Source organism: Nonomuraea turcica, from assembly GCF_030718205.1.
GTDB lineage: Bacteria > Actinomycetota > Actinomycetes > Streptosporangiales > Streptosporangiaceae > Nonomuraea.
On record NZ_JAUZQF010000004.1, the window covers coordinates 24,497 to 43,318 of the forward strand.

The window sequence follows — 18,822 nt, forward strand, 5'->3', positions numbered from 1 at the left end:
CGCTGTCCCGTTGATGCGGACACCAACGGGGGCGGGGACCGAGCGCCAGTCAGGCACCTGGCTGTGACAGAAAGTTATCTCACGATTACGGTCCATCGCAACCAATCACGTGGGAGAAATCCAACAACAGATCTACCGGTAACCACCGGCTCGCATGGCGAGCGCCATCAACAGGTCATACTCTAGGCAACTATGCGCTGGTGGAAGATGCTCGGTCTGGCCGGAATCATGGGCGTCGCGGCCACGGGAGTGGTGATCGCGCGGGCCGAACGACGGCGCCGCGCCTACACGCCCGAGGAGATCAGGACACGCCTGCGCGAGCGTGCCCACACTCAGCCGGACGGACGCAACTCATAGACGAAGACCACGTCGGAGTAGGCCGGGTTGTCCACGTAGCCTTGGACGCTCCCCTGGTAGGCGCGCTGGTAGTTGACCACCCAGGGCAGCGCGGCGGCCGCCCGCTGGTCCAGCACCCGCTTGGTGGCCTGCTCGTACGCTCGCTGCGCCGCGTGCTTGTCGGTCACGGTCAGCTCGGGCACGGTGTCGAGCAGCGTGTCCAGCGCGCGATCCTTGAGGTAGGTCAGGTTGAACACGGGCGGCTCGGCGCTGTGGAAGACGTTGCCGAAGTAGGAGTAGCCGTCGGCGTAGTCGGGCCACCAATACATGACGAAGATGTCCTGACCCTTTTTCCTGCCCTGATCCCACTGCGCGGTCCAGGGCATCGCCGCGGCCTCGACGCTGACGTTGAGCGGCTTCAGCGCGGCCTCCAGCCGCGTGGCGAGCAGGCGCCAGTCGGTGTCACCCTGCCCGTACGTCAGGCGCAGCCGCAACGGCCGGCCTCCCGGGCCGTAGCCCGCCCGGGACAGCAGCCGCTGCGTGGCGGCCAGGTCCTGGCGGGGCACGCGGCCGGGCACGTAACCCAGCAGCCCTTCCGGGATGACGCCGCTGGCCGGTGAGCCGGCCCCCTTCAGGTCCTTGATGAGGCCCTGATAGTCGATGGCCTTCTGCACGGCGCGCCGCACCCGCACGTCTTTCATGGGGCCGCTCGCGGTGTTGAACAACAGCATCGCCGTCTGGAACGACGGCCGCTCGGACGTGCGCACACCCGGCGTGCGCGTCGCCCTGGCGAACAGGCGCGGGTTGAGCCGCTCGACGAAGCTCACCTCACCGCGCAGCAGCAGGCGCCACGCCTGGTCGGCGTCCGGCACGACGCGGTACTTCACCGTGCTGTAGTGCGGCTTGTCCCAGCCGCCCCAATACTTGTCGTACGCCGTGAGCGTGAGCTCCTCCTCCTTGCCCTTCTGCCACTTGGCCACGGTGTACGGCCCGGAGCCCGCGTCCCTGCCCTGGCCGAACCACTTCGTCAGGTCGGGCGCCGCCTTGGTGTCGTAGATATAGGCCGCGTACCCGGCGGAGGCCACCAGGTCGAGCGGCACCGGGTATTTGAGCACGAACGTCACCGTCGACGGGTCCTCGGCCCTGATGGAGGAGACCGCGTCCCAGATGTAGTACGCGCCGATCTTGGAGGCGATGGTGCGCTCGATCGACGCCTTGACCGCCGCCGCGTCCAGCGGCCGGCCGGTGTGGAAGGTCACGCCGGAACGCAGGTTGAACGTCCAGGTGCGGCCGTCGGCGGAGGCTCGCCACGACGTGGCCAGGCGGGGGACGGACTTCTTGGTGACCGGGTTCCAGAGCGTGAGCGTCTCGTAGATGTTCTGGAAGGCGATGATCTCGTTGGAGTAGGACTTGCCGGGGTCCCACTCCGTGATCACGTCGAGGTTCTGTACGTGCACGAACGGCGCCTCGCCGGCCGGGGCCCGCGGTGGTTCGGGGGGCGGTGAGCAGGCCGCGAGAAGCGTCAGCGCGACGGCCGCGGCGAGACGACGGCGCAACGCATCTCCCTCTGTCAGCGATGTACCCCGGGAAACCTACTCCAAGATCACGGAGGTAGGGGGCGCGTGTCAAAAAGTCCCGAAAAATTGGGCATTTTGGTGATCGGATTGCTATCCTCACCCTGTCCCGTCCGGGGTTGCCAGCAGGGGACCGACCGGAGTGAGGTGCCATGGGTCGTAGCCGAACGATCCGCATGAAGATCATCGGCCTACTGCTGGTGCCGCTGGCCTCCATGGTGGTGTTGTGGGGGGTCATCACCGCCGTCACCGCGACCGAGGGTTTGGAGCTGCGCGAATACAAGACACTCTGGACGAACCTGCGCCTTCCCGCGTACAAACTGATCAGCGAGATCCAGCATGAGCGTCTCGTCTCGGCCAAGCTCCTGCGGCACACGGCCGGCACCGCAGCCGTCGCCGCGCAACGCACCCGCACCGACACCGCCAGGGACACATTCAGGCAACTCTCCAGCACATCCAAAGACCGATCGGAAGAGATCCGCACACAGGTGGACGCGGTGTATGCGCAACTCGACAGGCTCGACGCGATCAGAGGAGAGATCGACACGGGCCTGTCCGACCGTCTGCACACCGTGGAGGCCTACAACGCGATCATCGACACGCTCTTCGGCCTGCACCGCCGCGTCGCGCTCATCGACGACATCCCGATCTACGAGCAGTCCCGCGTGGTCATCGACATGAGCTACGCCAAGGAGTTGCTGACCCGGGAGCAGGCCATCGCGCTCGGGCCGGTCACGGCCGCGGAGCGCAGGTTGTTCACCGAGATCGCCGGCAACCGGCGCTTCCTCATCGACCAGTCCCTCGCCGAGCTCGACCCGGCCCTGCGCGACGCCAACGCCGCCCTGATCGCCTCCCCCGCCTACCAGCGGATGCGGATGATGGAAGAGCAGATCATCGCCGGCGGCATGCCCAAGGGCTGGCTCAGCGCGACAGAGGGGCTGGCCGCGTCGTTCAACAAGACGCAGATGCAGGCCAGCACGATGCTGAGCGCGCGGGCCGAGCCGGTCGCCGACGAGGTGATCAATCGGGCGTTCATGTTGGCCGGCACGTGTTTCGCGCTGGTCGTGATGTCGATCGCGTTCTCGTTGCGGATGGGTGACCGGCTGTCGAAGGAGCTCGGCGCGCTCCGGCTGGTCGCGCTGGAGATGGCCCAGGAGCGGCTGCCGCACGTGGTCGCCAAGCTGCGCAGGGGCGAGAAGGTCGACCTGCCGGAGCTGTCGGTGACGAGCACGACGACCGAGATCGACGACGTCGGCCAGGCCTTCTCCACCGTCCAGCAGACCGCCGTGGAGTCCGCGGTCGGCCAGGCGCAGCTCAGCGAGGGCGTCGGCCACGTGTTCCGCAACCTGGCCAGGCGCAGCCAGACCCTGCTGCACCGCCAGCGCATCCAGCTGGAGGACATGCAGCACCGGGCGACCGATCCGGACGCCCTCGAAGATCTTTTCAAGCTCGACCACCTGACCACCCGCATGCGCCGCCACGCGGAGGGCCTGATCATCCTGTCGGGCGCGACCCCGGGCCGCGGCTGGAGCCGCCCCGTGCCGCTGCTGGACGTGGCCCGCGGCGCGGCCGCCGAGGTGGAGGACTACCAGCGGGTCACCGTCGAGCCGATGCCGGCCAACCGCCTGGCCGGGCCTGTCGTCGGAGACGTGATCCACCTGATCGCCGAGCTCATCGAGAACGCCACCGTCTACTCCCCCGCGCACACCTCGGTCATCGTGCGTGGCGAGAAGGCGGCCCGCGGCTTCGTCTTCGAGGTCGAGGACCGCGGGCTCGGCATGAGCGCAGAGGAGCTGGCCGAACTCAACGAGCGGCTGGCCAGCCCACCGGAGTTCGACCTGGCCGACAGTGACCGCCTCGGCCTTTTCGTCGTCTCCCGCCTGGCCGCCAGGCACGACATCCGCGTGACGTTGCGCGGTTCACCATATGGAGGGACCACCGCCATCGTGTTGATCCCGGAAGAGCACGTGGCCGAACCGGAGGATCCCGTGCTGCAGGAGCCCGTACGCCCCATGCGGGTGGTGCGAAGTGAGTGACGAGCGCTGGCTGGACGAGGACGCCGGTCCGATCGTCCCCGCCTACCTGCTGACCAGGGGCCGTACGGTGCCCGCGAGCGAGGCCATCGACCTCATCGCGGTGATCATCACCGCCGGCGGCCTGACGCCGCCCGCGGGCCTCGGGCCCGAGCATCTGATCATCTTGCAGAAGTGCACCAAACCCACCCGGCTCGCCGACGTGGCCGCCGAGCTCAACTTGCCGGTCGGCGTGGTCCGCGTGCTGGTCGGCGACCTGCACGCGCGCCAGCTCGTGCAGGTCGAGCACCCGCCTCCCGCGCCGGACGCCAAGGTGCTGCTGGAGGTGATCAGCGGGCTGAAGGCGCTGTGACCTGCCTGCGGTTCAGCCGCCCGTAGACCGTGGCGAACACCGTGGCCACCGCCCCGGCCGCGGTGGCCACGCCGAAGACCCACTGATAGCCGGTGATGCCGGGCTGGGCGGCCAGGATGGCGGCGATCACGGCGCCCGAGGTGCTGCCGCCCACGATCCGTACGAGCGCGTTCACACCTGCCGCCACGGCCGTCTTGCCCGGGTCCACGTGCTCGACGGCCATGGTCCCCAGGGCCGCGTAGCCGACGCCGAGACCGACGCCCATGAGCGAGGCGGCCACGTACAGGTGGGCAGGAGTGTCGTGCATGTACACCAGCCACAGCGCGGCCAGGCCGGTGACCGCGGAGCCTGCCGCGACCATGGTCGAGGCCTGGAAGACCCGCATGAGCCGGCCCGCGAACAGCGAGATCACCAGCATGAACAGCGTGCTCGGCAGCAGGTAGAGCCCGACCTCCAGGGTCGAGGCGGACAGGCCGGACACGGGCGACTGGGCGAACCCGGACATGCCCGTCAGGATCGTGAAGAACGCGAACCCGAGCAGCATCGAGGCCACCGTCGCGCCGACCGTGCCCCTGTGCACCAGCATCGACATCTCCACCAGCGGCTCGGCCACCCTCCGCTCGACCAGGACCCAGACCGCGGCCAGCAGCGCCGCGGCGGCGAACAGGCCGAGCACGCCCGGCGAGGTCCAGCCCCATGAGCCGCCCTCGCTGATGCCCAGCAGGAGCGCCACCAGCCAGGCGGCCATCAGCGCGGCCCCGAGCAGGTCGGGGCGGACCCGCACGGCCGGGGCTTGGTCACGGACGAGGATGGCCACGATGATCGCGGCCACCAGGGAAATGCCGGCCATGATCCAGAACACCAGGTGCCAGTCGCCCGCGGCGAGCCCGGCCAGGATCATCCCGCCGCCGGCGCCGAACCCCATCGTCGCGCTCACCACCCCGATGCCGGTCGCCAGCTGCTGCCGGGGCAGCACGTCGCGTACCACCCCGATCGACAGCGGCACGAGGGCGGCCACGGCGCCCTGCAGCACCCGCGCCACCAACAGCCAGGCCAGCGAGGTCGCCAGGGCCGCCATGACCGAGCCGATCACCAGCAGGGCCAGCGCGCCGAGGATCATCGTGCGCCTGCCGTACATGTCGCCGAAGCGCGACAACAGCGGCGTGGCCACCGCGGAGACCAGGAGGCTCAGCGTGAGCGTCCAGCTCACGGCGGCAAGAGAGGTGCCCAGCTCGCGTTGCAGCACTGGAAGCAACGGCACCACCGCGGTGTTCTGAAGGGCGGCGATGGATGCGCCGAAGGCCAGCGCGATCACTCCCGGCCAGGGGTTCCTGTTCGACGTCGTGCGTGCGCTCGACGCGACGGCTGTCGCCATCTCGGCTCCTTTAGATAACTTAGGTAAGTAACAAGAAGCGATAATACATACGTAAGTTAGGTAAGCAAACGAGATGGACGAAGATCTCAACAGAACGGTGTCGGCCTTCCGCACGCTCGTGACCACCCTCAAGCGCGGCAAGACCCACGAGCGGCTGACCGAGGCCGCAGGCATCCGGCTCGACCGGCCCGGCGTGGAGATCCTCGTCAGCCTGCTGGACGCGGGCGAACCGCGCAGGATCGGCGCGATCGCCGAGGCACTTCAGGTGGAGAGCCCGCATGTGACCAGGCACGTCGCCGCGCTGGAGCAGCGCGGCCTGGTCGAGCGCGTCCGCGACCCCGACGACGGCCGGGCCTGGCGCATCGCCCTCACACAGGAGGGCGCCGAGGCGGCAGACAAGTGCCGCAAAGTGACCACCGACTGGTTCGAGGGAGCGTTGGCCGACTGGTCGGCGGCGGACCGGACGGATCTGGCCCGGTTGATGGAGAAGCTCGCGGACGACGTCACCGCCCATCTGAGGGCTCAGCTGGTCATCAAGTGAGCAGCACCTCCTCCGCCCGATGGCAGGCCACCTGACGGTCCTTCAGGTCCCGCAGAGGAGGCGGCTGCTCGCACGCCGGCGCGGCGATCGGGCAGCGCAGCCGGTACGGGCAGCCCGTCGCCGCCGGCACGGCCTCCGTCCGCCCCCTGGCCTCCGGCGGGGACCCGCCGAGCTTGGGCACGGCGTCGCGCAGGGCCTTGGTGTACGGGTGGGCGGGCTCGGCCAGGAGGCCGGCCGTGGGCCCCGACTCGACGACGCGGCCCGCGAACAGCACATGGGACGTGCGGCACAGCCGCTCCACGACCGCGAGGTTGTGGGTGATGAGCAGGCGCTCGGTGTCCAGCCCTGCCAGCAGGTCGAGGATCTTGGCCTGGACCGTAACGTCGAGTGCGCTGGTGGGCTCGTCCAGGATGAGCAGGCGAGGCCCGACGGCCAGGGCCCTGGCGATCACGACGCGCTGGCGCTGGCCTCCGGAGAGCTGGTGCGGCCTCCGGGCCGCCAGATCCGGGTCCAGTCCGACCTGTTCGAGCAACTCCCCCACCCTGGCTCGCTCGGCCCTTGGGAGTGCCTCCGCTATGGAGGAGCCGATCCGCATCCGGGGGTCGAGGGCTTCGGCTTGGAAGACGGGCTGGACGTCCTTACGGAACGCCCGCATGTCTGTGTTTTTCAGCGCTTGGTCGCCGTACCAGATATTTCCAGACATAGGGGTGAGGAGGCCCAGGAACGCCCGGGCCAGCGTCGTCTTGCCTGAGCCGCTCTCCCCGATCAGCCCGACGCCACCCTCCGTGATCTCCAGGCTCACGTCGTGCACGACCGGGCGTTTGCCATACCCGAGCGTCACGCGCTCGGCCCTCAGCAGCCTCACGGCAGGGCCTCCAGCAGCTCGCGCGTGTACGGGTGGGACGGCGCGGCCAGCACGTCCGCGGCGAGCCCCGACTCGACCACCACGCCGTCCTTCATGACGAGCACCCGGTCGGCGATCGTGGACACCAGGGCCAGGTCGTGGGAGACGAGCAGGAGCGCCAGGCCCCGCTCGGCCCGCAGCCTGCGCAGCACGCCCACCACCTCGGCCTGCACGGTCACGTCGAGGGCGCTCGTGGGCTCGTCGGCCAGGATCAGCTCCGCGCCCAGGGCGATGGCCAGCGCGATGGCGAAGCGCTGGGCCTGGCCGCCCGAGACCTCGTGCGGATAGCGGCGCAGGAGCTCCGGGTCCAGCAGCACGGCCTCCATGGCCTCCACCATGGCCTGCTCCGTGGAGTCTCTGCGGTGGAGCCTGAGCGCGCGGCGCATGAGGACGCCGAGCCGGGTGGCCGGGCTGAGCGCCGCCTGCGGCGACTGCATCACGAGCGCGGCCCTGGCACCGCGGATCTCACGGAGGCGGCGGGGCGGGGCGGTCAGCACGTCGACGCCGCAGACCTTGATGTGTCCCGAAATTTCAGCATCCGGGGTCAGGCCCAGCAACGAGAGCAACGTGGTCGACTTGCCCGAGCCGCTCTCCCCCACGATCGCCACGCACTCGCCCGCGCCCACGTCGAGCTCGGGTACATCGGCGACGACCCGCCCCCCGTAACTGACGCGGAGGTCGCGTACCTCGATCACTTGACCACCCTTCGCGGGTCGAGCGCGTTCCTCAGCCCCTCGCCGAGCACGTTGAACGCGAACGCCGTCACCAGGATCGCCAGCCCTGGGAAGGTCACGACCCACCAGTTCGTGGTGAAGAGCGTCTGGCCCTGCTGCACCATCAGCCCCCATTCCGCGGTCGGTTCCTGGGCGCCCAGCCCCAGGTACGACAGCGCGGCCGCGGTCAGCATCACCCCGCCCGCGTCCAGCGAGACCTGGACCAGGACGGGGGTGAGCGAGTTCGGCAGCACGTGCCTGAGAATGATCAGCGGCGCGGGCACGCCGAGGCACCGGGCGGCGTCCACGTAGCTCCGGGTGGCGATCGACGCGGCCACCGAGGCGGACAGCCGCGTGTACCACGGCCACCAGGTCACCGCGATGGCCAGCACGACGGTGTTCACGCTCGGCTGCAGCACGACCGCCAGGGCCAGGGAGAGCAGCAGCGCGGGGAAGGCCAGGAACACGTCCGTGACCCGCATGATCACGTCCCTGATCCAGCCGCCCGCGTACCCGGCCACCACGCCGAGCGTCACCCCGACCGCCGCCGAGATGGCCAGCACGGCGACGGCGATGAACAACGACGTGCGACCGCCGTACAGGACCCTGGTGAGCACGTCCCGCCCCACCTGGTCGGTCCCGAGCCAGTGGGCGGCGCTCGGCGGCTGCAGTATTTCCAGCGGATTCGGCTCATCCGGATACGGCGCGAGCCACGGCGCCAGGATCGAAGCCAGCACGACGACCACGATGAGCACCGCCCCGAAGGCCGCGAACCGGTCGGGGATCCTCGGCAGCGTGCGCCGCAGCGGCGCCTCCGTCGCGGTCATCGTGCCCTCGCCCGGGGGTCGACGACGCCCTGCAGCAGGTCCACGACCAGGTTGGCCAGGGTGTACACGAGGGCGACCAGGAGGGTCACGCCGGCGATGGCCGGGGTGTCCAGTGACTTGATCGACTCGGCGGCGTAACGGCCAAGACCCGGCCAGTTGAAGACGGCCTCGACCAGGAAGCCGTTCACGATCGAGTACGCGAACACCAGGGCGATCAGCGACAACACCGGGCTGAGCGCCGGCCTCAGGGCGAATCTGGTGAGGATGGACGTCTCCCCGAAGCCCAGTGCGCGCTCCAGCCTGGCGTGGTCCTGCCCGGACTCCTCGATGAGGGCCGCCCTGGTCATCTGCGCGATCACGCCGGTCGGGTAGGCGGCCACGACGAGGGCGGGCAGCACCAGGTGTTCGAGGGTGCTGCTGAAGATCGGCCAGTTGCCGGTGATGAGGGCGTCGACGAGGGTGATGTTCGTCCAGAGGGTGAGAGGGCTGGTGGTGTCGAGCGAGGAGTCGTACTCGCCGGCGATCGGGAACCAGCCCAGATGGTCGGCGAACACCAGCTGCATGGCCAGGGCCAGCCAGAAGACCGGGACGGAGACCGCGAGCATGCTGGTGAACCGCACCCCGAGGTCCGGAAATTTCGTCTTATAGCGGGCCGCCAGCACCCCGATCGGGATGCCCACGACGACCGCGACCACCAGCGCCGCCCCCACGAGCTCCAGCGAGGCCGGGAAAGCGAGATACAGGTCGTCGCGTACCGGCTGCCGGGTCCGCAGACTGGTCCCCCAGTCGCCGGTGAACAGGTCACGCACGTAGGTCACGAACTGCAGCGGGATCGGGTCGTCGAGGCCGAACCGCTCGCGTGCCGCGGCCAGCTGCTCGGGCGTGGCCTTCGGCCCGGCGAACGCGACCGCGGGATCGCCCGGCACCAACCGCATGACGGCGAACGTGAGCATGACCACGCCGGCCACGACCAGGAGAGCCTGACCGAGCCGGCGGGCCAGATAACGCGCCATGGATCAGCTTGCGCGCTTGAGGTCGTAGAAGAAGACCACGTTGGGATAGGCGGGATTGTCCACGTATCCCTGGATGTCGTCCGTGAGCGCGCGCTGGTAGGTCTGCACGTACGGCACCGCCACCGCCGCCTGCTCCTGGATGATCTTCTTCTGCAGATCCTGGTACGCCATGTCCGCCTTGAGCTGGTCAGTGGCCGTGAGCTGCGGCAACGCGTCAATGGCCGCGTCGATCCCGGCGTTCTTCAAGTAGGACAGGTTGAACTGCGGCTTCTCGGCGCTCTTGAAGACGTTCACGAACCACGAGTAGGCATCCGGGTAGTCCGGATACCAGTACATGACGAAGATGTCCTGCCCCTGCTTCTTGCCCAGGTCCCACTGCGCATTCCAGGTCATGGGCTTGGCCTGCAGGGTCACGTTCAGCTTCTTCAGCGTCGAGCTGAGCAGCGTGACCAGCAGCTTCTGGTCCTCGTCGCCCTGGGCGTAGGTCATGGAGAGCTTGAGCTCGGGGAGGTCGGGGCCGTACCCGGCATCCGCCAGCAGTTCCTGGGCCTTGGCCAGATCCTGCTTGGGCTCCATGCCCGTGGCGTGGCCGAGCAGACCCTGCGGCACCAGGCCGCTGGCCTTCGTGGCCGAGCCCTTGAGCGCGGCGATCAGGCCCTCGTAGTCGATGGCCGCCTGCAGCGCCTGCCGTACCCGCTCGTCCTTCGTCGGCCCTGAGGCGGTGTTGAACAACACGAGCAGGTTCTGGAACGACGGCACCTGCGCGGTCTGCACCTTCGCGGTCGTGCCCGCCTGCTGGAAGAGCTGCGGGTTCAGCCGCTGGACGAAGTTCACCTCGCCGTTCTGCAGCAGCTGCCAGGCGGTGGTGATCTCGGGCGTGACGCGGAAGGCGACCTTCTTGTACTGCTCGGGCTTCCAGCCGCCCCAGTAACCCTCGAACGCCTTCAGCGTGAGCTCGGTCTCCTTGCCCTTCTGCCAGGAGTCGATCGTGTACGGGCCGGTGCCGGCGGTGGTCTTGCCGTCGGGGTCCACGGCGTCCACTTCGTAGATGTAGGCCGCGTAGCCGGAGGAGGCGACGAGGTCGAGCGGCGTGGCGTACTTGAGCGTGAACTTCAATGTGGACGCGTCCACGGCCTCGATGGTGTCGACCGCGTCCCAGATGTAGGCCGCGCCGCCCTTCTTCTCGATCGTCCGCTCAATGGCCTTCTTGGCGGCCTCGGCGTCCATCGTGGCGCCGGAGTGGAACTTCACGCCCTGCCGCAGCTTGAACGTCCACTCCTTGCCGTCGTTCGCCGAGGTCCACTCGGTGGCCAGGCGCGGCTCGGCCTTGCGGGTCTCCGAGTTGTACCTGGTCAGGCCCTCATAGATGTTCGACAAGGCGACGATCTCATTGGAGTAGGAGGTCGCCGGGTCCCAGTCGGTGACCACGTCGAGGTTGGGCACGTAGACGAACGTGCTGTCGTTGGCCTGCGTGGTCGCCGGCTGACTGCCGCTTGGCTGCGGCTGGGGTGTCCCGCCGCCGCCACGCACCTGGCCGCCCGCGCACGCGGACGCGGTCAAGGCCAAGACACTGGTGACTCCGGCCACGAGCAGACGCTTGTGCCAGCGCATGGTGGGGGGATCCTTTCGATTTTTCACCGGGCGAGTGGTCCGGCTGCTTTGACGTGTACCCGCACGGCGGGTTCGGAGAGGTAGCTCAGCGGCACCTCAAGGAGATCGACGATCTCGACCGCGGAGGGATCCGCCCCCGCGGCCACGGCTCGCGCCGCCGCCTCCTCCTTGGCCCTTTCGATGGCTTCTGACCGGCTATCTCCCGCAGGCAAGATCGTATCGACTCTGCCGCTCGCCAGTGCGATGGCGGCGCCCACCGCGTTGGCCACCTCGGCATGCTCGGGGCGGATCACCCGGCCCGCGCCCGGGATGCGCTCCGGCAGGACGAACGCGCCGCCACCCACCGCGACCAGCGGTCTGTCGGACCTGCCGAGCGCCATCCTGTCCACGGCGTCGATCACCATCTCGTCCGCGACGGCCACCGCCCTTTCCAGGATGTCGCTGATTCCTTCCGACATGTCACCCATGCGGGCGCGCCAGCCTTCTCCGTCAGCCGGCGTACGGCCGGCCGCCACGGCGGCGTCGGTGATCGTCGGCGTGCTGCCGCCGAACACCAGCGCCTCCTGGACGATCCGATAGCCGACCGAGTCCGGCCCGATCCCGCGATCTCTCACCACGGTCCCACCGCCGAGCGCGATGGCCAGGATGTCCGGCATGCGGAAGTTGGTGAGCACCCCGCCGATCTCGACCGCCGCCGCCGACTCCCTCGGGAACCCGCCGGCCAGCACCCCGAGGTCGGTGGAGGTGCCGCCCACGTCCACCACGATCGCGTCCGCCACCCCGGACAGGTACGCCGCCCCGCGCAGCGAGTTCGCCGGGCCGGAGCCGATCGTCGACACCGGCAGCCGCGCGGCGTGCTCCAGCGTCATCAGCGTGCCGTCGTTCTGTGCCAGGTACGGCCGGGCTCGCAGGTCGCGTTCGGCCAGCGCGGCGACCAGGGCGCCGGTCACGTGGGCGGCGACCCCGTACAGCGCGGCGTTGAGCACCGTGGCGTTCTCGCGTTCGAGCAGGCCGAGCGAGCCGATCTCGTGGCTGAGTGAGACCGGCAGCCCGTACTCGGCCCGGACCAGCTCCTCGACCAGGCGCTCGTGCTCACCGCTCGCCGGGCTGAACACGCTGGTGACGGCCACGGCCTCCGCCTCCACGCCGTCCAGGAAACGGCGGATCGCGCCGAGGTCCGGCGGGCGGATCGCGCGGCCGTCGACGTAGTGGCCGCCCGGCACGATGGCCTCGCCGGCCGAGACGGCCTTGCGCAGGTCGCCGGGCCAGCCGGAGAGCGGCGGCACGGACGTGGTGGCGGGCGCGCCGAGCCGCAGCACGGCCACCCTGCCGAGGTTGCGGCGCTCCAGGATCGCGTTGGTCGCGTGCGTGGTGCCCAGCATGACGCGGGTGACCCGGTGCCGCGTATCCCCGAGTTCCGCCAGGACCGCGTCGAGTGCGGCACGCAGACCCTCGGTCACCTCCGGCGTCGTCGGGCGCTTCGCCTTGGCGATCACCCGGCCGTCGGCGCCGAGCACGACCGCGTCGGTGTTCGTGCCTCCGACGTCGATCCCGATCCCGAGCTCCGCGAGCTCCGGCAGGTCAGCCATGTGCCGTCAGCTCCTCGACCGGAACGTAGTCCAGCTCGTACCCGAACGCCCGCGGCCCGGCGGTCTCCAGTCCTTTGGGGGTGCGCCAGAGCGGGTCGCACGGCCAGGCGAGCACCGTGACGCGCTGGCCGTACCTGAGGCCCTCGGTCTGGATCGCGGCGGCGGTCTCGGTGTCCACGACCGTGATCAGGTCGGGCACCATGGCCAGGACCCGGCCGTCCTCGACGGCGACCAGGTTCTCGTTCTGCAGCTCCAGCGTGACGGTGCGGGTCCGGTCGTCGCCGGTGCCCTCGATCGTGGCCGTGCCCCGTACGAACCCGCCCGTGGTGCGCCGCTCCACGTCGGTCAGCTTGCCGGTGATCAGCCTGGCGGCGCCGAGGCGGTCCTGCAGCGCGCGCAGCGGGTCGGCCGCCCGGGCACCCGTAGCGGACGCGCCCTCGGTGGCTCTGCCGATCTCGAGCGCTCGCGTGACCGTGCCCTCGATGACCGCGCCCCGCGCCTGCGCGGCCGTGATCACGTAGTCGGCCATCAACGCGCTCGATCCCGCCGCCACGCACACGGCCCTGGCCAGCCTCTCCGACCACAATCCGTCGACCGGGCGGATGGTGACCACGTTCCCGGCGACGTCGGTCATGATCACCAGGTCGGCCGGCAGCCCCGCCACGTACATCGACACCATCTGGACCTCGGGGAAGGCCCGCCCCATGCCGTCGGCGTCGAGCAGCGGCAACCCGAGCTGCGCGGCCCACGCGATGGGGGCGACGCCGTTGGAGCCGCCGATCTCGGATGACATGACGGCGGTGGGCGGGCGGCCGAAGAGGCGCTCGACCTCCTCGGCGATGCGCTTGGGCTCGTCCTCGCTGTGGATCATCTCGTGGCTGACGGTCGGCGCCCCGATCCCCGACAGCGGCACGATCAGCGCATCGTCCGCCAGGTCGGCCAGCCGGACCAGCGGCACCTCGCCGTACTCGCGGATGGCCCGTGCGGCGGCCAACGATCCGGTACGGACGTCTCCTCCGCCGCCGGTGCCCAGAACGGCGCACCCTCGGGCGAGTGCCGGAATATCGCTCACATCAATGCTCATTTGGCGACTCAACCAACCACATGGCACCTCAATCCGCCAGTGCGGCACGTGTGGGCACGGGTAAATCCGTTGCGCCGGCGCGGCGGCCACCGGCAAGATCGAGGACATGAACACCGGGCGAATGCGCAGGCGGCACCGCACGGGCGTGTCCTGATCTCAAGGACCCCGCCCGTCGCTCATCGAGGCGGGTGGGGGCGCTGGTGTGCCCGGCGATTTCATAGGTCGCGCAAGGCGGGTTCGATTCCCGCACCCGCTACGGGTCTCCCCGTGCCGTGGCACGCTGGTGTCATGCGGATTTCGGTGGCCGCCGACAGCAAGGACGGCGTGGCCGAGCGGGTCGTGACGGAGCTGCGCAGGCGCGGGCACGAGGTGGTGACACACGGCGCGCTCAACGACGAGGAGCGCGACGACTGGGCGTGGGCCTCGGAGCTGGCCGCCAGGGACGTGAGCGAGGGGCGGGCCGACCAGGCGGTCGTGTGCTGCTGGACCGGGACGGGCGCGTCGATCGCGGCGAACAAGGTCCCCGGTGTGCGGGCCGCCCTGTGCGTGGACGCCTACACCGCCGACGGGGCCCGCAAGTGGAACGACGCCAACGTGCTGGCGCTCAGCCTGCGGCTCACCTCCGACGTGGTGCTCGACGAGATCCTCGACGCCTGGCTGGAGGGGCGGCCGAGCACGGACTCCGCCGACGCCGCCAACGTGTCCCACCTGGACGAGATCTGACCGCTACGCTCTGCCGCATGGCCGATTTACACTGCACGCACTGCGGCGAAGAGGGGCTGGAGGCCGGGTTCATCCAGGATGCGGGCGAGAGCGCCAAGGGATTCGCACGGTGGGTCGAGGGCGCTCTGGAACGCGGGGTCTTCGGCGGGGCCAAGTTGATGGGCCGGCCGAAGTGGGAGATCGAAGCCTATCGCTGCCGTTACTGCAACCATCTTGAGCTTTTCGCCAGTCGCCCCGACTGACCGAGAACGGTCACGGCGGAGACACGGAAATCGTCGGCCCGGCCGTCTAGGGTTCTTGGCATGACCGACGTGCTGCTGCGCGGCGGGCTCCCCTGGGAGCTCGGGGCCACCGCCGACATCCTCGTCCGCGACGGCCTGATCCACCACGTCGGCCAGGGCATCGACGCACCGGACGACGCCCTGGTCGTGGACATCGCGGGGCAGCTGGTGCTGCCCGGCCTGGTCGAGGCGCACTGCCACCTCGACAAGACCCTCTACGGCGGGCCGTGGGTGCCGCATTCGGCCGACGACACGCTCGCCGGCCGCATCGGCAACGACATGGGGCGGCGGGCCGAGCTCGGCGTCCCCAGCGTGGAGCGGATCGGCGCGCTGCTGGAGCGCATGAGCGCGGCCGGCACCACCCACGTGCGCACGCACACCGACATCGACCCGCTGGTCGGGCTGCGCGGTGTGGAGGCCGTGCGCGAGGCCGCCGCCCGCTCCCCCCTCGAGGTGCGTCAGGTCGCCTTCCCGCAGCACGGCCTGCTCACCAACCCGGGCACGGCGAAGCTGCTCGAAGAGGCACTGAAGAGCGGTGTCGAGGCGGTCGGCGGGCTCGATCCCGCAGGCATCGACCGCGACCCCGTGCGCCATCTCGACGTGATCTTCGGCCTGGCCGAGCGTTACGGCGCCCACGTGGACATCCACCTGCACGACGGCGGCTCCCTGGGCGGGTGGGAGCTGGAGCTGATCACCGAGCGCACCAAGGCGCTGGGGCTGGGCGGCCGGGTGACGGTCAGCCACGCTTACGCGCTCGGCCAGCTCGACGACGCCTACCAGGACCGGCTGATCCAGGGCTTCGCCGAGGCGGGTGTGGCGCTGGCGACCGCTGCCGTCTACAGCTTCCCTGTGCCGCCGGTGAAGAAGCTGCGGGCCGCGGGCGTCACCGTGGCCTGCGGGCACGACGGCATCAGGGACCTATGGGGCCCCTACGGCAGTGGCGACATGCTGGAGCGGGCGATGCACGTCGCCTACCGCAGCACGTTCCGCAGGGACGCGGACATCGAGCTCGCGCTGGAGGCCGCCACGCACGGCGGCGCGCGCGTGCTGGGGCTGGAGGGCTACGGGCTGTCCGCCGGCGACCGGGCCGACCTGGTCGTGGTGCCGTGCGCCAGCGCGGCGGAAGCGGTGGTCGTTCACCCTGCGCGCACTCTGGTCATGAAGGACGGCGTCGTCCTGCACAATTGACCGGCGGGACCATCGAAAGGCAGGCAAGTGCTCTCTATACACCAGCGGATCGCGGCAGAGCTCGGCGTACGCGACGGGCAGGTGCAGGCGGCCGTCGAGTTGCTCGACGGCGGCGCGACCGTGCCGTTCATCGCGCGATACCGCAAAGAGGCCACCGGCACCCTCGACGACGCGCAGCTGCGCACGCTGGAGGAGCGGCTGCGTTACCTGCGTGAGCTGGAGGAGCGCCGCGCGGCGATCCTGGAGTCGATCGAGTCCCAGGGCAAGCTCGACGACCAGCTGCGCGAGCAGATCATGGCGGCCGAGACCAAGGCCAGGCTCGAGGACATCTACCTGCCTTACAAGCCCAAGCGGCGCACCAAGGCGCAGATCGCCCGCGAGCTGGGGCTGGAGCCGCTGGCCGACCAGCTGCTGGCCGACCCGGCGCTGAGCCCGCTGGCCGTCGCCGAGGGCTTCGTGACCGAGGGCGTGGCCGACGCGGGCGCGGCGCTGGAGGGTGCCAGGGCGATCCTGATCGAGCGGTTCGCCGAGGACGCCGACCTCATCGGCGAGCTGCGCGAGCAGCTGTGGAGCCGCGGGCAGCTGGTGTCGAAGGTGCGCGAAGGCAAGGAGGAGGCGGGGGCCAAGTTCTCCGACTACTTCGACTTCGGCGAGCCGTTCACCAAGCTGCCCTCGCACCGGATTCTGGCGATGTTCCGGGGCGAGAAGGAGGAGGTGCTGTCCGTCGCGCTGGAGCCGGACGACAGCTCCGATTACGAGCTGCGCGTCGCCTCCAGGTTCGACATCGCCGACCAGGGCCGGCCGGCCGACAAGTGGCTGACCGAGACCGTGCGGTGGGCCTGGCGCACCCGCATTCTCGTGCACCTGGGCATCGACCTGCGGATGCGGCTGTGGCAGGTGGCCGAGGACGAGGCCGTACGGGTGTTCGCGGCCAACCTGCGCGACCTGCTGCTGGCCGCGCCGGCCGGCAGCCGTCCGACCATGGGCCTGGACCCGGGCCTGCGCACCGGGGTGAAGGTGGCCGTGGTCGACGCGACCGGCAAGGTCGTCGAGACCGCGACCATCTACCCGCACGAGCCCAAGCGGCAGTGGGACCAGTCGCTCGCCGTGCTGGGCGCGCTCGCGCAGCGGCACGGGGTCGAGCTGATCGCCATCGGCAACGGCACGGCCTCGCGCGAGACGGACAAACTGGCCGGTGAGCTGGTCCAGCACATGCCGTCGGTCACGAAGATCGTGGTGTCCGAGGCCGGCGCCTCGGTTTACTCGGCCTCGCCGTACGCCTCGCAGGAGCTGCCCGAGCTCGACGTGTCGCTGCGTGGCGCAGTCTCCATCGCACGCCGCCTGCAGGACCCGCTGGCCGAGCTGGTCAAGATCGACCCCAAGTCGATCGGCGTCGGCCAATACCAGCACGATCTCGCCGAGACCAAGCTGTCGCGTTCGCTGGACGCGGTGGTCGAGGACTGCGTCAACGCCGTCGGCGTCGACGTCAACACCGCGTCGGCGCCGCTGCTCACGCGGGTGTCGGGCATCGGGTCCACGCTGGCCGAGAGCATCGTGCGCCACCGCGACGCCAACGGCCCGTTCCGCACGCGGTCGGCGCTGAAGGAGGTGCCGCGGCTCGGTCCCAAGGCGTTCGAACAGTGCGCGGGCTTCCTGCGCATCCGGGGCGGCGACGACCCGCTCGACGTCTCCAGCGTGCACCCGGAGGCCTACCCGGTGGTCCGCCGCATCCTCACCTCGGTCCAGAGCGACCTCAAGTCGCTGATCGGCAACACGGTGGCCCTGCGGTCGATCAAGCCGCAGGACTTCACCGACGAGACGTTCGGCCTGCCGACGGTCTCCGACATCCTGCGCGAGCTGGAAAAGCCGGGCCGCGACCCGCGTCCCGCCTTCAAGACCGCCACGTTCAAGGAGGGGATCGAGAAGATCTCCGACCTGACGTCCGGCATGATCCTGGAGGGCGTGGTCACCAACGTGGCCGCGTTCGGGGCGTTCGTGGACGTCGGCGTGCACCAGGACGGTCTGGTCCACGTGTCGGCCATGTCCCGCACCTACGTCAAGGACCCGCGAGACGTGGTCAAGCCGGGTGACATCGTCCGCGTCAAGGTGCTGGACGTGGACATCCCCCGCAAGCGCATCTCGCTGACCCTGCGCCTGGAGGACGAGACCACGGCCCAGGGGCCGGGCGACGGCCCCCGGCGGTCGACCGGCCGCCAGGGCGGCGGCCGCGGAGACGGCGGCGGCCGTGACGGCAGCCGGAGCGACGGCGGCGGCCGTGGTGACGGTGGCGGCCGTGGCGATGGCGCTCGCGGCGGCGACGGCGGCCGTGGTGACGGAACCCAGCGTGGTCGAGGCCAGGGCGGCCGCGGCCAGGGGCCGCGCGGAGACGGACAGCGCGACGGACAGCCCGACGGACAGCGTGGCGGACAGCGCGACGGCCGGGGCGAGGCAGGCCAGCGTGGCAACGGCGACGGCGGTCAGCGCGGGCGCGGCGACGGCCAGCGGGGACGGGGCGACGGGCAGCGCGGCGGTCAGCGCCGGCAGGACCGCCCGGCCCCGACGGGCGCCATGGCCGAAGCCCTCCGCAAGGCCGGCCTCACTGGCGATAACGGGCGCTGAGCTCAGCAAACGGCCGTCTGGGCGACCACCGCCCAGGCGGCCGGATCCCGGCCATACGG

At 70.3% G+C, this 18,822-nt stretch carries 17 protein-coding genes and 1 tRNA gene; 9 read left to right on the forward strand and 9 right to left on the reverse strand.

Annotated features, from left to right (window positions below):
* Positions 1 to 192 precede the first annotated feature (192 nt).
* Positions 193 to 357, forward strand: a complete 165-nt coding sequence (locus tag Q9G87_RS12000) for a hypothetical protein (protein ID WP_305916369.1) — start codon at positions 193 to 195, stop codon at positions 355 to 357.
* On the opposite strand, the gene Q9G87_RS12005 is transcribed toward Q9G87_RS12000, so the two are convergent.
* The gene (locus tag Q9G87_RS12005; protein ID WP_305916370.1) at positions 333 to 1,892 is read right to left on the reverse strand and encodes an ABC transporter substrate-binding protein; all 1,560 of its coding nucleotides are present in this window, start codon (positions 1,890 to 1,892) and stop codon (positions 333 to 335) included. The two genes, Q9G87_RS12000 and Q9G87_RS12005, sit on opposite strands and share 25 nt — an antisense overlap.
* A gap of 194 nt (positions 1,893 to 2,086) precedes the next feature.
* On the opposite strand from Q9G87_RS12005, the gene Q9G87_RS12010 reads away from it, so the two are divergent.
* Positions 2,087 to 3,946: a sensor histidine kinase gene (locus Q9G87_RS12010; protein WP_305916371.1), complete on the forward strand. Its 1,860-nt coding sequence runs from the start codon at positions 2,087 to 2,089 to the stop codon at positions 3,944 to 3,946.
* On the forward strand, positions 3,939 to 4,295 hold the full coding sequence (locus tag Q9G87_RS12015; RefSeq protein WP_305916372.1) for a DUF742 domain-containing protein: 357 nt from the start codon (positions 3,939 to 3,941) through the stop codon (positions 4,293 to 4,295). The genes Q9G87_RS12010 and Q9G87_RS12015 overlap by 8 nt, the downstream gene beginning before the upstream one ends.
* Here the strand turns inward: Q9G87_RS12015 and Q9G87_RS12020 are convergent.
* Positions 4,273 to 5,670, reverse strand: a complete 1,398-nt coding sequence (locus Q9G87_RS12020) for an MFS transporter (RefSeq protein WP_305916373.1) — start codon at positions 5,668 to 5,670, stop codon at positions 4,273 to 4,275. The two genes, Q9G87_RS12015 and Q9G87_RS12020, sit on opposite strands and share 23 nt — an antisense overlap.
* 73 nt (positions 5,671 to 5,743) lie before the next feature.
* Between Q9G87_RS12020 and Q9G87_RS12025 the strand changes: the two genes are divergently transcribed.
* Positions 5,744 to 6,211: a MarR family winged helix-turn-helix transcriptional regulator gene (locus Q9G87_RS12025; protein WP_305916374.1), complete on the forward strand. Its 468-nt coding sequence runs from the start codon at positions 5,744 to 5,746 to the stop codon at positions 6,209 to 6,211.
* Here the strand turns inward: Q9G87_RS12025 and Q9G87_RS12030 are convergent.
* Genes Q9G87_RS12030 through Q9G87_RS12060 form a run of 7 tightly spaced genes read right to left on the reverse strand, consistent with a single transcriptional unit; the run spans position 6,204 to position 13,940 of the window.
* On the reverse strand, positions 6,204 to 7,076 hold the full coding sequence (locus Q9G87_RS12030; RefSeq protein WP_305916375.1) for an ABC transporter ATP-binding protein: 873 nt from the start codon (positions 7,074 to 7,076) through the stop codon (positions 6,204 to 6,206). The two genes, Q9G87_RS12025 and Q9G87_RS12030, sit on opposite strands and share 8 nt — an antisense overlap.
* Positions 7,073 to 7,810, reverse strand: coding sequence for an ATP-binding cassette domain-containing protein (locus Q9G87_RS12035; protein ID WP_305916376.1), 738 nt, complete (start codon positions 7,808 to 7,810; stop codon positions 7,073 to 7,075). The genes Q9G87_RS12030 and Q9G87_RS12035 overlap by 4 nt, the downstream gene beginning before the upstream one ends.
* The gene (locus Q9G87_RS12040) at positions 7,807 to 8,655 is read right to left on the reverse strand and encodes an ABC transporter permease (RefSeq protein WP_305916377.1); all 849 of its coding nucleotides are present in this window, start codon (positions 8,653 to 8,655) and stop codon (positions 7,807 to 7,809) included. Before Q9G87_RS12040 ends, Q9G87_RS12035 begins: the two co-directional genes overlap by 4 nt.
* Positions 8,652 to 9,668 (reverse strand): ABC transporter permease, encoded by a 1,017-nt coding sequence (locus Q9G87_RS12045; protein ID WP_305916378.1) that lies wholly within the window; start codon positions 9,666 to 9,668, stop codon positions 8,652 to 8,654. The genes Q9G87_RS12040 and Q9G87_RS12045 overlap by 4 nt, the downstream gene beginning before the upstream one ends.
* Positions 9,669 to 9,671: 3 nt before the next feature.
* Entirely contained in the window at positions 9,672 to 11,279 is a 1,608-nt protein-coding gene (locus tag Q9G87_RS12050; protein ID WP_305916379.1) for an ABC transporter substrate-binding protein, read from the reverse strand.
* A 23-nt stretch (positions 11,280 to 11,302) separates the two neighbouring features.
* Positions 11,303 to 12,868 carry a hydantoinase/oxoprolinase family protein gene (locus tag Q9G87_RS12055; RefSeq protein ID WP_305916380.1) on the reverse strand — a complete coding sequence of 522 codons (1,566 nt, stop codon included), beginning with the start codon at positions 12,866 to 12,868 and terminating at the stop codon, positions 11,303 to 11,305.
* Entirely contained in the window at positions 12,861 to 13,940 is a 1,080-nt protein-coding gene (locus tag Q9G87_RS12060; RefSeq protein WP_305916381.1) for a DUF917 domain-containing protein, read from the reverse strand. The genes Q9G87_RS12055 and Q9G87_RS12060 overlap by 8 nt, the downstream gene beginning before the upstream one ends.
* Before the next feature lie 195 nt (positions 13,941 to 14,135).
* Here Q9G87_RS12060 and Q9G87_RS12065 point away from each other — a divergent pair.
* From Q9G87_RS12065 to Q9G87_RS12085, 5 genes are all read left to right on the forward strand, one after another.
* Positions 14,136 to 14,208 (forward strand) — tRNA-Met (locus Q9G87_RS12065).
* 32 nt (positions 14,209 to 14,240) lie between these two features.
* On the forward strand, positions 14,241 to 14,675 hold the full coding sequence (locus Q9G87_RS12070) for an RpiB/LacA/LacB family sugar-phosphate isomerase (protein WP_305916382.1): 435 nt from the start codon (positions 14,241 to 14,243) through the stop codon (positions 14,673 to 14,675).
* A 17-nt stretch (positions 14,676 to 14,692) separates the two neighbouring features.
* Positions 14,693 to 14,917, forward strand: a complete 225-nt coding sequence (locus tag Q9G87_RS12075) for a hypothetical protein (RefSeq protein WP_305916383.1) — start codon at positions 14,693 to 14,695, stop codon at positions 14,915 to 14,917.
* A gap of 60 nt (positions 14,918 to 14,977) precedes the next feature.
* Entirely contained in the window at positions 14,978 to 16,144 is a 1,167-nt protein-coding gene (locus Q9G87_RS12080) for an amidohydrolase (protein ID WP_305916384.1), read from the forward strand.
* 27 nt (positions 16,145 to 16,171) lie between these two features.
* The gene (locus Q9G87_RS12085) at positions 16,172 to 18,763 is read left to right on the forward strand and encodes a Tex family protein (RefSeq protein WP_305916385.1); all 2,592 of its coding nucleotides are present in this window, start codon (positions 16,172 to 16,174) and stop codon (positions 18,761 to 18,763) included.
* Positions 18,764 to 18,822: the final 59 nt, after the last annotated feature.